Source organism: Hellea balneolensis DSM 19091, assembly GCF_000428525.1.
Lineage (GTDB): Bacteria > Pseudomonadota > Alphaproteobacteria > Caulobacterales > Maricaulaceae > Hellea > Hellea balneolensis.
Map to the genome: position 1 here is coordinate 63232 of NZ_AUAC01000004.1, position 15212 is coordinate 78443.

The 15212-nt window shown below is 46.8% G+C and carries 12 protein-coding genes; 9 read left to right on the top strand and 3 right to left on the bottom strand.

Annotated features, from left to right (window positions below):
* From F569_RS0110845 to F569_RS0110860, 4 genes are read left to right on the top strand one after another with little or no spacing between them, the layout of a single operon-like run.
* Positions 1-1662 carry an ABC transporter ATP-binding protein gene (locus F569_RS0110845; RefSeq protein WP_026942227.1) on the top strand — a complete coding sequence of 554 codons (1662 nt, stop codon included), beginning with the start codon at positions 1-3 and terminating at the stop codon, positions 1660-1662.
* A gap of 57 nt (positions 1663-1719) precedes the next feature.
* The gene (locus F569_RS0110850; protein WP_026942228.1) at positions 1720-3216 is read left to right on the top strand and encodes an MBOAT family O-acyltransferase; all 1497 of its coding nucleotides are present in this window, start codon (positions 1720-1722) and stop codon (positions 3214-3216) included.
* Positions 3216-4760: a hypothetical protein gene (locus F569_RS0110855; protein WP_026942229.1), complete on the top strand. Its 1545-nt coding sequence runs from the start codon at positions 3216-3218 to the stop codon at positions 4758-4760. The genes F569_RS0110850 and F569_RS0110855 overlap by 1 nt, the downstream gene beginning before the upstream one ends.
* Before the next feature lie 59 nt (positions 4761-4819).
* On the top strand, positions 4820-7198 hold the full coding sequence (locus F569_RS0110860) for a glycosyltransferase family protein (protein WP_026942230.1): 2379 nt from the start codon (positions 4820-4822) through the stop codon (positions 7196-7198).
* Here F569_RS0110860 and F569_RS0110865 read toward each other — a convergent pair.
* The 3 genes from F569_RS0110865 to neuB are packed head-to-tail and all read right to left on the bottom strand — an operon-like array spanning position 7195 to position 10039.
* Positions 7195-7821, bottom strand: coding sequence for an acetyltransferase (locus F569_RS0110865; RefSeq protein WP_026942231.1), 627 nt, complete (start codon positions 7819-7821; stop codon positions 7195-7197). The two genes, F569_RS0110860 and F569_RS0110865, sit on opposite strands and share 4 nt — an antisense overlap.
* The gene (gene neuC / locus F569_RS17625) at positions 7818-8996 is read right to left on the bottom strand and encodes a UDP-N-acetylglucosamine 2-epimerase (RefSeq protein ID WP_051279801.1); all 1179 of its coding nucleotides are present in this window, start codon (positions 8994-8996) and stop codon (positions 7818-7820) included. Before neuC ends, F569_RS0110865 begins: the two co-directional genes overlap by 4 nt.
* Complete coding sequence (gene neuB, locus F569_RS17630) at positions 8996-10039, bottom strand: N-acetylneuraminate synthase (RefSeq protein WP_051279802.1); 1044 nt, start codon at positions 10037-10039, stop codon at positions 8996-8998. The genes neuC and neuB overlap by 1 nt, the downstream gene beginning before the upstream one ends.
* Positions 10040-10157: 118 nt before the next feature.
* Here neuB and F569_RS17635 point away from each other — a divergent pair, with 118 nt between their 5' ends.
* Genes F569_RS17635 through F569_RS0110900 form a run of 5 tightly spaced genes read left to right on the top strand, consistent with a single transcriptional unit; the run spans position 10158 to position 15195 of the window.
* Positions 10158-11249, top strand: coding sequence for a nucleotidyltransferase family protein (locus F569_RS17635; protein WP_051279803.1), 1092 nt, complete (start codon positions 10158-10160; stop codon positions 11247-11249).
* Positions 11242-12471: a polysaccharide biosynthesis protein gene (locus F569_RS0110885; protein ID WP_026942232.1), complete on the top strand. Its 1230-nt coding sequence runs from the start codon at positions 11242-11244 to the stop codon at positions 12469-12471. Before F569_RS17635 ends, F569_RS0110885 begins: the two co-directional genes overlap by 8 nt.
* 2 nt (positions 12472-12473) lie before the next feature.
* Positions 12474-13664, top strand: a complete 1191-nt coding sequence (locus F569_RS0110890) for an aminotransferase class I/II-fold pyridoxal phosphate-dependent enzyme (protein WP_034388580.1) — start codon at positions 12474-12476, stop codon at positions 13662-13664.
* Entirely contained in the window at positions 13661-14344 is a 684-nt protein-coding gene (locus F569_RS0110895; protein WP_026942234.1) for an acylneuraminate cytidylyltransferase family protein, read from the top strand. The genes F569_RS0110890 and F569_RS0110895 overlap by 4 nt, the downstream gene beginning before the upstream one ends.
* Positions 14345-14352: 8 nt before the next feature.
* Positions 14353-15195, top strand: coding sequence for a glycosyltransferase family 2 protein (locus F569_RS0110900; RefSeq protein WP_026942235.1), 843 nt, complete (start codon positions 14353-14355; stop codon positions 15193-15195).
* The last annotated feature ends 17 nt before the right edge of the window (positions 15196-15212 follow it).

A 15212-nucleotide genomic window follows, 5' to 3' on the forward strand; every position in this document is an offset into this window, starting at 1 on the left:
ATGTCCACCACCTCTAAAGAGAACCGCGCTTATCTTAAGCGCGCTTGGCGGCATATTCTGGGCGCCGGCTTGTGGCGTCACAAAGCACGGGCGGCTTTTATATTTCTAACGGGGTTTTTGACGACGGCTATTCAAATTTTTGCTGTTCTTCTTCTTGTTGGGGCAGCCCGAGCCTATGACGCCGAAGGTTTACTATCCTATGGACCAGTCAATATCGATTTGTCTAAATCGGCGGGCAACAACCAACTGATTTACGCGATCCTTGCAGGTATAATGTTGGTGTTATCAATATTAGCCGGAATTGGACATAAATTAATAGTAACCCGCATTGGGCGTCAATTTTATGAAGACCTTTTAAACGATACGCGCCAACGTCTGGTCAGCGCTGTTAAAAGCGGACGCGGTTTTGACCGTAGTTCCTACCTCCAATATCTCAGCCGCGACTGCCGCTATCTCAGCCTGAGCTATATCCGCGTCATGAACCTGATTCAGCCAGCGCTTCTACTTATATCCGTTTTTGTGATTTCATTCATTACAGTTCCGATTGCGGCAGCTTTTTTGGGGATGGCAGCTTTACTTGTTCTACCGCTGAATATTTACCTAATCTTATGGGCTGCCCGTACATCACAAGACATTCAAAATTCAGCTAAGCTCAAAAGCAAAGAAGAAGCAGATTTTGTGACACGTGTCAGTTCTGACCCCTTCATCACAGAATCACAGCCGAAAGAGCTCATTAAAGCTGACCGACCCGGAGAAGTCGGATTTCTGGGAGCTTTTGTAAAAAGACAGCGCATGAGCGCCTATAGTCAATCTATAACTGATCTCATGATGGCACTTGTTGTGATCGCATTAGCCGTATTTTTATTCTTCGGCGGCGGGAATACGCTTCTTCTTAAGCTCTCAAGTCTTCTAATTCTTCTCATATTGTTCCGCTTTATCACTGGCTATATCTCCAATCTCTCGCAAGCCATTATGATGGTGTCATCTTATGAGCCGTTTTTTCGGCCCTTACTCGACTTACACGGCGGTCAAGATACACCGCACCTTGCCGGAAAACTCAAAGGCAGTCTGGAGAGACCGGTTCGAGCGGCGGTGTTCCAAGCCAAAAAGAGCGATTGGTCAGATGTCAGCACTATCGCAGCCGCCCTAAAATTACAGAGCTCTTTACAAATCGTAACGGCAGATTTCACAGCCGAAAAATCGCGTATTACAGCTATATTGGATGCAGCCACAGAACATGAGTTAAAACTCAGTGATACGGTAAAAAGCGAATTACAATCCTTTAGCGAGGGTGCATCAGATAGCCTGTCGAATCCAGCGAAGCTTTTTTTAACGCTCTCCTTCGGGGCTGCCAAACAAGACACAGGTTTTCTTATAGACGGAGCCCTTTTGCGCGATTTAGACCGACTTGATCTGCGCACTATATTTGGCGCCGCCGGTGACAAACCGATCATAATTGTTTACCGATCTGTCCCGCGCCGTCTTGTGCTTCCCCCCCGCTTTCAGTTAATTAGTCGCAGCGCGTCAGACTTTTCACTAATTTGCAATGCACATGAATTTACCGAGAAACGGGATATAATTTTAGAAAGAATGCAAACACCTCTCACGCCGCAAGGCATTGCTGATGATAATGGCGAGAATGCAGCTGATATTATTGTCTAGTAATAGCCATAGATATGCTTAAAACACAGTCAAACGGGCCAGAGGATATCGCTGTAAATGCTATTTAATTCTTACACATTCATCTTTCTGTTTGTGCCCTTGACGCTATTGCTCACAGGGCTCGCTCGCCGTTTCGCCGGCGTCCGCGGGGCCTCTGCAATATTGGTGGCCGCCTCTCTCTTTTTCTACGCCTATCATGACATACGCCTTTTAGCTTTAATTGGCGGCTCTATCGTTATAAACTACCTCCTAACAGGCCTAATCTTTAGTGCGGAAGGCCGAAGACGTTATTGGATGACTGTCTTAGGCGTGGTTCTCAATTTGGCACTGCTAGCCTATTTTAAATATACAAATTTCTTTTTGGAAAATATTTCAGCGCTTTCAGGTGCTGAATTTGATTTCAAGAAGATCGCCCTCCCTATTGGCATCTCATTTTATACTTTCCAGCAAGTGGCCTACAATACGGATACTTATAGCGGTAAAATCAAAGAACGGGATTTCTTGTCTTACGCGCTGTTTGTAGCCTTTTTCCCGCAGCTTATTGCTGGCCCCATTGTCCATCATGGACAGATTATCAAGCAATTCGCGTCAGAGGCATTTGGGCGTATTAAATGGGAAAACATTCTGATCGGCGCGAGTATTTTTGGTCTGGGCTTATTTTCAAAAAAGATATTGGCCGATACATTTGCAGGCTATGCCACACCTGTTTTTGTAGCCGCTGATCAAGGTGATGCCGTTAGCTTTTTGATGGCTTGGAAAGGCTCTCTCTCTTACACTTTCCAGATATATTTTGATTTTGCGGGCTATTCGACCATGGCGATTGGATTGGGCCGCATGTTTGGCGTCAAATTGCCGACAAACTTTTTCTCCCCATACAAGTCCACAAATATAATAGAATTTTGGCGCCGCTGGCACATAACGCTCTCCACGTTCCTCAGAGATTACCTCTACATCGCTATGGGTGGTAATCGCAAAGGCAAAGCGCGTCGTTGGTTTAACCTATTAGCCACAATGGTCCTTGGCGGATTATGGCATGGCGCAAGCTGGAATTTTGTTATTTGGGGTACGCTTCATGGGGTTTATCTCGTCATCAACCATGCTTGGAATATGGTGACTAAGAAAGTCGCTCTATTAGGCAAAATGCAAAGAACGACGGCATGGAAAATTGTCGGTTGGTTGATAACCTTTGTCGCTGTCGTCGCCGCCTGGGTTGGCTTCCGCGCTGTTACGCTTGGCGGGAACTTGTCTATCTTATCTTCGATGTTTGGCTTTAGAGGCGTCGGCGATATAGGGGCGGATATAGCCACATTAGATATTAAGTTTTGGGTTTTTCTTTTCGCGGGCTTCTTAATCGCGCTTGGCATGCCGAATATGGCACAGATATTCGGAAATGTTCGCGCGACCTATGAAGAGCATGGCCCAGCAAAAGCATTCGGCGTTATCACAATCAGTTATAAACCAAACCTGGTCTGGACGGCTGTCATGGCCGTAATTGCCGCAATCGCTGTCTTCTATTTATCTCCAACAACTGAATTCTTATATTGGGCTTTCTAATGAGCGAGCATTCTGTCGATAACACAATTAGCTATACGCAAAAGCCTGGCTGGAAAATGCTGGCTTTTCTCTGTGTCTTCCTAATCGCGGGAGCTGTATCAATTATAAAATTTGACAGCTATTTCACCGATTTTTGGAAAATACGCAAATGTAACCCCGAAGGTTATGCCCGCGGTGATTTTATGACGTCCTGTGCGGGTATTAAAGTTGATCGCTATGCATTTGGGTCCATCTATTTAGGATCGCAAAAAAACGCAGTTAAAAATGCAAAAACTGCGGATGTTATTGTTTTTGGTAATAGCCGTACAATGAGATCATTTTCCACAGACGCGATTGATAACTATTTCAAAAGCAAAGGTTTAACCTATGTTATCTTTGCTGTTGAAGGCGCGAGTTATGCCTCAGCTCAACACACAGTCGAAAAACTTGGACTGAAGCCTAAAATCGTAATGACGAATACGGAGATTTTATATTCAAATGTCGTCGGCGCAGCCTTTGGGGACTTGGTCTATTTTCCTGACAAATATAAAACACGTTTTGATTTTTTCCACGCAGCACAAAGTTTGCAAAAATGGATATGCGGTGGAAATATAAAATTTATGAAAAATTACTACTGTAGCGGACGTACGGGTGCTGGATGGCGCTCTGCAGTAACAGGACGTTTCAAATGGGAACTTGTCGCTGAACCTGAAAAGAACGTTCTGTTTGCACCACGCATAGAACAAAACCCACCTGATTTACGTATGGGTCGTGTCTTACCAAATGGACGAGAATTTTTAGGAAACTCAAACTTCAAAAACTCTTGCCACATTCTTTACATAGTCAACTCGCCATCCTCAGAACCCATATTGCAAAATTCAATTGCTAATGAACTGGGTGCACTGCCTGTTTATACACCTTTTGATGATCTTAGAACTTACGATAAAAGCCATCTTGATCGCCCTACATCTGAACGCTGGGCAAAAGCTTTCGTCAAAGACCTCGATCCCGCTTTGGACAAATGCCTGCAAGGTGAAGGGCGTTATAAACCTGAAGTCATAGAGAAATTTGATATCACCACGGCGGACGTTAATGGCACCACAGATTTTGAAAGCTGGAACCCACGGAAAGGTATTACCGTGGCAGATGCGGCGACCGAGGCGCTAGACAAAACTAAAAGCGCGGACATTATCATCGTTGAAAAAGCGGGTGCACGGCTTCAGAAAATTTATAGAGATACACCTATAAAAGCTGGGATGACTGTAACTTTCAGTGGATGGTTTTGGGCAGATGAAGATGTGCCCATGCGAGCCCAAATCGTTCGTTCCTGCTCAGCGGCGACCCCAGTTGAGTCTGTGAATAAAATATTCAATCTCTCCTCCAATGCAAAACGCTATGAAGTCAGCCATACATTTGAGCAAGACCATGCCTGTGTACTTGTTCAAATTACAGCTAATCGTGCCGAAAGCCGTTTTAACGGTTGGCGTTATCGCACAGAATTTACCTACCCTTCTTCTCAAGAAACTCTGCAACCTGAATTACAGCAAGTACCAACTGAAGAATAAGTCATTTAATTTCTGCATATTTCAACTGACGTCCTAGAAAGATTGCGATAACGTTTGGTGTGATTATTTTCGATTACATCTATTATTTTGCCCTTAACACCTTGTTCGAGCTGCGCCGACGCCTGCCTCTTTACGCCAATGACCATGCCCGTATCAAGACCGCTTACGCTTTTGCTTTATTGAAGGTCTTTCAATCCTCTCGGCTACCCTTGAAAACAAAAACACGTCTCTTTGAAAAATATTCTGAGAGGTTTTCTATGCCTGTCTCGGTAAAACGTATGGCCCAAACACTCTATTGCGACCCACAGAGGTCCACCTTTCTTAAATATCTCTCTCAGAACGAAATTGATATTGCATCTGAACGTCTGCAAAATCGCGTTTTGCATAGCCTGGGCCGTATGCCAAAATATAGCCTGCCTTATGAAGCAACCGTCTTACAGCGTCTCACACAACCGGTCTTACCGCGATTTTCTATGGAATATTCTCGGCTTATTTATCATCCTAAGAAAGGGCGATCAGAACGCTTTTCTATTTCAGAAACCAGAGATACAACAGCTTTAAAAAAAGACGGGACAGCCATATTATGTCTTCCTCTCGGAAGATTAGTCAAAGCAGGTTTGGACATATTAAAAGGTTTTGACGAAATCATTGTCATGCCTCAAATGCCTTGCGATAGAAGCCTTATTACTGCAGATCTACACTCAATTTTAGGCCCTCGCATATCAATAAAATTTTATGACCCCAAAGACCACCACGCGGCCCCTTATTCTCGCGGGGATGCCTTTATCTCCAAAGCCTGTGATGATTTAGGGCAACAATTTATCAACGCGGCATTGGCCTCACCTTCAATAAGACGCTTTATTCCCAAAGTCTTGGACGAAGATTTAGCTCTCGATATTTCGGACATAATTTACCGCCCGATACAGCGTTTCTACGCGGCTTTGCGCTCAATTGAAATGCAAGGACCTGAGGTCCCTGTCTATTTTTGCGGCCCTTCCAATGCCTTACCGCGCACATTAGCCTTAATGGGCTTAAACCCTGTATATATCTTAGGACAAGGCTCAGGCGTGTTAAGTGATGAAGACAGTCAAGATGAGTGGCTTTTAGAGCCCACGAGTCAAGAAATGACGACGGGTTTGAACACCTTTATGAAATCAACAAAGAAACGATTGCTAGGCGCCCTTCCTCCGATAACCGCTGACGGTCAGAAACATATCTATATCGCAACAAATACCCGGTCAAAAAGTTACGAACTGGCACATAAGCTAGCTTCGCATGAACTCATGAACATAGCGCGAGTTACAACATTTGATTTCGCCGCGCCTAAAGGTATCAGAAACCTCTCTAAAGCCAGTCTCACGCCCTGTCTTTATAATGCCCTACACAGCGCAGATAGCGGGGAACGAGCTCTGCTTTCACATTTTGTTCAAGCCGGTAGCCGAATGACATTGGACGGACAAAGCATTGGAGCCTTCCCTGCCAGCGAGATGAAAGAAATTGTAAGTATCGCCCTTGAGCAAAATATAGGGGCTCTTATCGGCAATGTTATTCTCTACCGACTCATGGTTCAAAAACTAAAAGATGTGAAAAATGCACAGCTTCTTTTACTGCCTGGGCGCCACGGAAATATACGCTGTCTTGCCAGAGCTTTTGAAACAGCAGGCCTCCCCAGCCTAGATATACAGGTTTTATTTGTCTCGGAAATGGCCCGTTATAAAGCCCCCATGGCACGTTCAAGCACAGTCATAGATAGCTACGCAAAAGACCGCTATGTGCGGGATTGGGGTCAATCAAGCGAAAGCGTCCATATTATCGGCGCTATCAATCTTGATGAGGACATAAAAAAAGCCAAATCTTATGATAGAAAGACTACCCGCAAAGCTTTGCTCGGATCAGATAAACCACGCACGATAACTTTTGCAGCCCAACCTCTACCAGAAAGTGAAATTGAGGCTGCTATTCAAACAATCGCCAAGACATTGAAAGTGCAGAAAAACCTTCACCTTTGCGTTAAACTCCATCCTTCACAATCGGAAAGCTTATTGGGACATATAAGTGAGTACTTAATGTCAGAATTTGGGGACAAAACGCGTTTTACGGTTTTGCGCAATGTCAGTTTTGCCAAAGTCATCGCCGTAACAGATATATTAGTCAGTTATTTTTCCAATGTGTGTCTAATGGCTCCGGCTTTTAAAGTTCCGGTGATAACATTACCAAGCTCAGCCCCTATGCCGGCTTTGACATTATCAAAAATGGGCTTGGCTGTGGCCGCAAACACTTTGGAAGATTTTGAAGACCAATTAAATTTAATTTTGAATAAAGTTGAAGGAAAGGATGAAACGCTTCCGCCATTTCCTTACCTACACAAAAATCCGCACATGGTAAAACCTAACTCACTTAAACGATTATCTAAAATTGTTAAAAACGGATTTCTCTAAGGTATCTTAGCTGGATTCCCATAAGCTGTGGCGCCGCTTGTGATATCACTTAGAACAACGGAGCCTGCGCCAATCGTTACATTTGCACCTATTGTGACGCCTTGTTTTACTGTTGACCCTACGCCTAGCAAACTATGCTGACCAACCGTAACATTGCCAGAACATATCACGCCCGGCGCGATATGAACGTGATCTTTGATATCGCCATCATGGTCAATAATCGCGCCAGTATTCACGATACAGTTGCGGCCGATAGATGTTCCTGTGTTTATAATTGCGCCAGCCATTAGAACACTCCCTGCCCCTATTTTTACTCCGTGCGAGAGCATTGCCATAGGATGTATTGCGACAGCAGGTGTAAGGCCCTGCTCAATCAAGCCGTCAAATAACTTTGCGCGAAGCGAAGCTCCGCCTTTAACACTGCCCAGCCCGATAATAAAACTATCGATTACACCGTCTTCTATAAGCTTTGGAATATCTTTATCTTGACCCAGGAGCGGCAGAGGTAAATCTGCGGGCGCGCCGCTATCTATAAAGCCAGCAGCTTCTCTATTGGCCGCTTGTAACACGGAGGCCACAACACGCCCGTGACCTCCGGCCCCTATAATCGCTACGCCGCTCATGAGATGACCTCGTGAAAAACTTTACGCGGACCATGCCCCGCTTTTAAAAATCGGGCTATTGCGCCCACAATCTTATCAGCCGCGTGTCCATCGCCATATATATTTTCGCGTTTCGCACAAAGCGCTTTAAAGTCAGCTGTCCTGGCTTTGGTTATAGCGGCAATAAGGTTTTTAGGCGTTCCTTTAGCTGTGATAATATTCGGAGAGACTTCACGCCCCTTCTGACGATCCCCAATATTAACTACAGGCAAACCAAAACTAGCAGCTTCCAAAATGCCGCTTGAACTATTCCCAATCATCATGGCTGCATGTTCCATAGCCGAGTAATAACCTTTTGCGCCCATATGACCAATTAACATTTGGCCCTCATTCTCGGCGACGAATTTTTCGATCTTGGCGTTCAAGGCGCGGCCCGCAGTGTCGGCATTAGCCGCGGTAAAGACACAATGAATATCTGTTTCTTTTATCACCTCAAAAAGTGCCGCAATTTCCGTCTCTGTCGCGGCCAGATCAAGTGTTACTGGATGATAGGTGATGAGGGCAAAGTCCCCGCTTTCAGGCAGGCCAAATTGCTGAGCAAGTTCACGTCGGGAAAGCCTTGGCACGACGGCGATATTATCCAGAGCTGGAGCCCCGCTAACAATCACCCGATCAGGCGGTTCCCCCATTTGGCGGATGCGGGATGCGGCTAATTCAGTAGCGCAACAATGCAGATGTGAAATTTTAGTGAGCATATGGCGCAATACGTTATCCATGGCCCCTTCGGTTTCCTCGCCGCCATGAAGGTGACAAATAGGAAGACCGCGGGGGACAGCTGCCAAAGCTGCTGCGGCCATTTCAAAACGATCGCCGAGAACGACTAATATATCCGCCTCAATAGCCTCAAGAGCATTGGCCATACCTTGCGTGGCCCGTCCCATGCTCAGTCCAATATCTTTAGCCGTGTCACCAGGCACCAGACATTCAAAATGCGCTGCAATAGGCCAACCGCTTTTTTCGACTTCTGTAAAGGTATAACCAAAATCCTCGGACATATGCATGCCCGTAACAAGTAACGATACCTGTATATCCGGGTGAGCCTCAAGTGCCCTCAATACTGGCTGGTAAATTGAAAAATCAGCCCGGCTTGTTGTCAACACAACAACGTCCCAAGGTTTATTGGGCTCTGTGGCCATCAGCCCAAATCATCCATATGAATAACGCTATCGGCGGGAATATCGGCTTTGGCTATACGGCCCACAATTAGCGGAATTAGTCGCGGCGCAAGACCTGTCCCCGGACGCTTACAAATCAAATCCTTGTCCTCAATGATGGTTCCCGCAGAAATATCACGTGATGAAACGATGGAACGCCGCGCGACTTTCGCCGTGTCAAATTCCGATGGCTGCGGACGTTTAACCCCATCGCCGAGTGCGGCTTCGACATCACGTAATTTACGAATGAGATCCGCAAATTCAGTTGGCTCCAGTGACGCCTTATGGTCAGGTCCCGGCATATTCACATCTAGCGTATAGTGCTTTTCCAGAATTTTTGCGCCTCGCGCGATTGACGCCAAAGCAATGGCATCACCCAATGTGTGATCTGACCATCCAACCGGGACATTAAAGGCGGCTGATAATGTATCCATAGCTCGCAAGTTTGCCTCTTTAGGCGCAGCCGGGTAATTACTGACACAATGTAAAATCGCGAGCGGCGGGTTACCATTTTCCCTTACTGTCGTAACGGCTTCCTCGGTCTCAGCCAGATTTGCCATGCCTGTCGATATTATCATAGGCTTCCCCTTACCCGCCATATGCGCCAAAAGAGGTAGGTTGGTTAAGTCACCTGATGAGACTTTATACCCTTCAACTCCAACCTCTTCGAGCAAATCGGCAGCTTCTTCATCAAAGGGAGTAGACAAAAATACCATTCCAACTTTTCTACAGTATTTTTGGCAAGCCTGCAGGTCCGCCTTGGAAAGTTCCAAGCGTTTAAGCATCTCAATCTGACTTCCAACTTCGCCGTCATTCCTTTTTTGATAAGCGGCTTTTTCTGCCGTACGAGTCGCAAGTTTTTCAGCTGAAAAGGTTTGGAATTTCACGGCATCTGCGCCAGATTCGACGGCGACATCTATCATTTTTTTAGCGAGTTCCAGCGAACCATTATGATTTACACCAATCTCACCTATAACGATGCAACCTTCTTGTCCATTAAACCAATTTGCAAAAGCGTTTGTCATAATATCAATACCTTAGACTCTGCCCATTCTTGTGCGGCCCTCATGAACATTCAAGTTGATTTTTGCAAGTCTATATGTGACGTAGCGGACGAAGGCGCAAATACATCTGGGACTTAATATGATTATCAAGACCAATAATGTTGAAGTCGAAGCAACGACTCCATTACGCAAGGCCTTGGAAATGTTAGAGGCCTCCCCTGTCAAAATTATTATTGTGCTAGATAGCGATAGAACACTTGTTGGGACAGTCACTGATGGCGACTTCCGCCGCGCCATATTACGTGGTGATAATATGGACAGCTATGTCATTGATATTGCAAACCGTGAACCAGTGTCTGTCCATGAAGATCTAAATGCCGGGACGCTTAAATCTCTGATCAGAGAGCGAAATGTGCGTTACATTCCGATTATTGATGATGATGGACGCCTTAAGGGCATTTATGATGGATCTGTTACCCCTACAAGTTCTGACCTAAAAGTTCCTATTGTCCTCATGGCGGGTGGGTTAGGTCGGCGCCTTATGCCGCTAACAGCAGATTGCCCCAAACCGCTTCTTCCACTCGCAGACAAGCCTATTCTTGAGCACATTATCGTCAAATTTCGAGACCAAGGGTATAGACGTTTCTATATTTCGATTAACTATCTGGGTCATATGATCGAAGATTATTTTGGGACCGGAAAAAACTGGGGTGTTGAGATTTCTTACCTCAGAGAAAATATGAGATTAGGAACAGGCGGAGCGCTCGATTTACTCCCTAATAATATGCAATTTCCATTTTTGGTTATGAATGGTGACCTGATTACCGAAATGGATTTTGATGATATCGTTCGAAATCACATAGAGGCCGGGGCGGCCGCGACAATGTGCGTGCGCGAATATATGACTGCCGTTCCTTTTGGCGTCGTTAAATTTCATGGCAACACTTATTTAGACGTGGAAGAAAAACCAACATATACCCATCACATAAATGCTGGAATTTATTGCCTGTCTAAAGACGCGCTTGAGAACATTCCAAGTGGTGAATTTTATGACATGCCAACATTATTCGAAGACTTAACAAGCAAACAGCACCCTTGCGGCGTCCATGTTATGCGCGATAGCTGGATCGACATTGGTAACCCGCGGGAATATGAATCAGCGCAAAGCCGTTTTCGCGCCAAAGCCGAAGCTGAAGCCGCAGATAAAAAAGGCCGTAGAATTGATGACTAATTCACCACTTTCTAAAACAGCAACAGGCCGTGACAGCTCAATGTTTACGAGCGACCTTTCCGAGGTCGATAAAGCCATTAGAGATGCCGTAAAAGGTGCGCGCATATTGGCTGTAGGCGCTGCGGGCTCCATTGGTTCAAATACGGTGCATACGCTCGTAAAATATGCCCCCAAAGCACTTCATGTTGTGGATCAAAATGAGAATGCTCTGGCTGAACTTGTCAGGGAACTTCGCTCCTCTCCTGAAGGATTGGATGTAGAGGACTTTAGAACCTTACCTCTAGACTATGGCTCAGCAGCCACCAAACTTTTAATGACAGCAGACGGGCCTTACGACCGCATTTTAAACTTTGCCGCCATTAAACATGTCCGCTCGGAAAAAGACCCCTTCTCTATTCTGCAAATGCTTGATACCAATATCGTCAAGCAAGCGCGTCTGCGCCGTTGGATAGCCGAAACGTCACCTGACGCCGACTACTTTTCAGTCTCGACAGACAAAGCCGCTAACCCAGTATCCTTTATGGGAGCCACTAAGCGTATTATGGAGCATGTGCTTTTTGACGGCGCACGCGAAGCCGGGATGACCGGTAAAATTACAACAGCACGTTTTGCCAATGTCGCCTATTCCAACGGCTCGCTTTTGCAAAGTTTTGAAAACCGCCTTGCGCGTGGCGAACCTCTTGCTTCCCCGCTAAATATTGACCGGTACTTTGTCAGTCTCCAAGAATCGGGACACATTTGTACATTGGCGTCAATCATTCCGCCGCATGCACATATCGCAATTCCTCGCCTAGACCCCAAAGAGCACCTTGTGCCGCTTCAACAAGTGGCGGAAGCTTTCCTCGCACATCATGGTTTAAAACCTGAGTTTTTTGAGGATGAACGCACAGCCTGTACCTCTGTTGAAGCCTGCAAGGCCAAAGGCAAATACCCGCTTCTCCTTACCCAGGCGAATACGGCAGGTGAAAAGCCTTATGAGGAATTTGTCGGTAAGCGCGAAACAACGGCAGAAATTGGCCTGCCCAATATGCTCGCCGTGCCTTATGCAGGCGTGCAGCAAGGCTCGATGACAGAAGTTTTGACGCGGCTTGATAAGGTCGTTGCTGGCAAGGACGAAGCTTCAAACTCCAAAGACGCGATTAAAGGCATCATTGGCTCCATAGAACCTGATTTCATGGAAAGCCATATTGAGAGTAAACTGAATTTGGATCAACGGGTCTAATTATGTCAGACGATTTTATCCCGCTCGCCATACCAAACATTACCGAAGCCGAAGGGGCTAACCTGCAAAAATGTATTGAAACAACTTTTGTTTCGACAGTAGGTGAATTTGTTGTCGAATTTGAAGAGCGAGTGGCAAAGCTCTCGGGCACCTATTTTGAGCCTGACAGCACTCTTGGCTCTTGCGGCGGTATTGCCATGGGCGCCGGGACGATGGCCCTACATATGGCGATGCATGGCTGCAATATCGGACAAGGCGATCTAGTCATTTGCCCCAGCTTCACTTTCATAGCCAGTGCTAATTCCATCCGGCATGCCAATGCGCGGCCGTGGCTCTTTGACGTCAATCCTGACAGTTGGACAATTGATACGAAACAAGTCGCCGAGGCTTTAAGAAATAAAACACATCGCGACGCAGAAGGCGTGCTTCGCCACACTAAATCAGGTGACCGCGTCGCCGCTATTATGCCTGTTTATACGCTAGGCACACCTGCCGATATGGAAGAGATTATCGCCCTGTCAGAAGAATACAGCCTCCCCATTATTGCAGATGCCGCCGCCGCCATTGGCGTGGATTATAAAGGTAAGCCCATTGGAGATATGGCCGACTTCACCTGCTATAGTTTTAACGGAAATAAAACCATCACTAGCGGCGGAGGCGGTATGGTGGTCGGGCGCAATCGCGAGATTATGAACCGCATCAAGCATGTTTCGACCACAGCCCGCGTTTGGCCAAATTACGACCATGACGAGGTCGGCTATAATTACCGCATGACGAATATTGAGGCCGCTGTCGGCTGCGCCCAACTTGATCGCCTCGAAGACTTCGTTACTGCCAAGCAGAAAATTCGGCGGACTTATGACTCTGAATTTGCGGATGTAAAAGGAATATCGCCATTTCCTTATCCAGATGATCGCGGATCAACTTGTTGGTTTTCAGGCTTTGTCGTTGAGGATAAAAACCTGCCTCAACCTGAGCAGATATGCGCGAAGCTTGGTCACCAGCGCATTCAAGCCCGTATCTTTTGGAAACCCGTTCATATGCAAGTGCCATATGCGGACACACCTATGGAGGCCTGCCCCTATAGCGAAGATGTTTATAAACGTATCGTTACTTTGCCCTGTTCAACACAGCTTACACCAGAACAACAAGCGCGCGTTATTAGAGCTGTCAAAGAAATTTTGGCCACATGAGAATAGCCGCATTCATCCTCGCTCGGGCCGGCAGTAAAGGTCTGCCTGGCAAAAATATTATCGACTTTATGGGGAAGCCCCTTATCGCCTGGAGTATCGATGCCGCGAGGGGGTGCGAACACATCAGCGATATTATCGTCTCAACGGACGGCGAAAAAATCGCGCAAACCGCGCGCGATCATGGGTGCGAGGTGATGATGCGCGGTGAAGACCTGTCTAATGATACAGCACTCCCCAAAGACGCCATTCGCTACCATCTCTCTCAAATGGACACGCAACCTGATATAACAGTTCTCCTGCAACCTACATCCCCTTTGCGAACGTCAGAAGATATCACCAATTGCCTGACGCCGCTCCTCACTGAAGGTCACGACTCTGCGGCGACCTTTATGAAAGCGCCCAAAAGCCCTTACCATGCATGGACGGAAGAAAGCGGCACACCCTCACCCTTTGTGAGCGGATTTAATCCATGGCAGCCCCGCCAAGCTTTAGCGCCAACTTTCTGTCTGAACGGCGCCTGCTATGCGGTTAAGACCGACATCTTCCTCGCGGATGACACTCATAGTTTTCTGCCAGGAAAAGCCAAAATGGTGCTTATGCCTGATGAGCGCTCTGTGGACATCGACACCAAATTAGACTTAGATATTGCTGCGGCCATCTATAAGGCCACGCAAACCTAAGGTATATTGTGGACGCCACACCTAAAATTACGGTTATCACCCGCACCAAAGACCGTCCTCGACTGCTCGCAAGGGTAGCCAAGGGGCTGGAACTACAAAGCTATGACAGTTTTGAGTGGTTGATTGTCAATGATGGCGGCATAGCGCCTGGCATTCAATCCACGCTTCATCCGCGCATCATTAACCTGCCCGAAAACCTCGGGCGGGCGGGGGCCGCAGATGCTGGCCTGCAAGACGCCAAGGGCGAATACGTCCTGTTCCATGATGATGATGACAGCTTACATGAGCGCGCGCTGGAAAAACTGGCCAAAGCTTTGGACAATGCCCCTGACTGTGTCGGCGCGATTTGTGGTTATGAGGTTATCCATGAAGATACGGCGAGCGGGGATTTCAAACCAACAGGCGCAAGAGAAAGTCATATTCCTGCCCTCCCACCTACCCTGAATGATTTAGCTTTCGCCAATACACTGCTGACCATTTCAACATTATTCAGGCGAGACGCCGCCATCAAAGCAGGCGGCATGACGCTCACTCTCGACGCACTCGAAGATTGGGACCTCTGGCTTCGCTTAATGCTCGAGGGCGACTTTGTGTTAGTCAAAGAAGCCTTAGCCTATCAGCATCTGAGAGCGGAAGCAGAGGACGCTTATGCACAATCCGCAAAAGCCGAACATGATGCGGCGCGCATTCGCTTGCTTAATCACTATCTGCGCGAGGATATAAAGTCCGGCAAACAAGGTCTCGGCCATCTCATGAATGTTCAAAACCGCCAAACGATTGAAGAGCTCTCCGCTCTTACAGGGTCACTGCGAAAAGCAAAACGCCGCCTCATGTTCTGGCGGCGCAATTAAATTTTCAGTTTTAGGAC

Bases quoted from the DNA above. Each gene is read 5' to 3' on its own strand.
- F569_RS0110850 (WP_026942228.1), top strand. From the start codon at position 1,720: ATGCTATTTAATTCTTACACATTCATCTTTCTGTTTGTGCCCTTGACG.
- F569_RS0110890 (WP_034388580.1), top strand. From the start codon at position 12,474: ATGTCAGACGATTTTATCCCGCTCGCCATACCAAACATTACCGAAGCC.
- F569_RS0110855 (WP_026942229.1), top strand. From the start codon at position 3,216: ATGAGCGAGCATTCTGTCGATAACACAATTAGCTATACGCAAAAGCCT.
- F569_RS0110865 (WP_026942231.1), bottom strand. From the start codon at position 7,821: ATGAGCGGCGTAGCGATTATAGGGGCCGGAGGTCACGGGCGTGTTGTG.
- F569_RS0110845 (WP_026942227.1), top strand. From the start codon at position 1: ATGTCCACCACCTCTAAAGAGAACCGCGCTTATCTTAAGCGCGCTTGG.
- F569_RS0110895 (WP_026942234.1), top strand. From the start codon at position 13,661: ATGAGAATAGCCGCATTCATCCTCGCTCGGGCCGGCAGTAAAGGTCTG.
- F569_RS17635 (WP_051279803.1), top strand. From the start codon at position 10,158: ATGATTATCAAGACCAATAATGTTGAAGTCGAAGCAACGACTCCATTA.
- F569_RS0110885 (WP_026942232.1), top strand. From the start codon at position 11,242: ATGACTAATTCACCACTTTCTAAAACAGCAACAGGCCGTGACAGCTCA.
- neuB (WP_051279802.1), bottom strand. From the start codon at position 10,039: ATGACAAACGCTTTTGCAAATTGGTTTAATGGACAAGAAGGTTGCATC.
- neuC (WP_051279801.1), bottom strand. From the start codon at position 8,996: ATGGCCACAGAGCCCAATAAACCTTGGGACGTTGTTGTGTTGACAACA.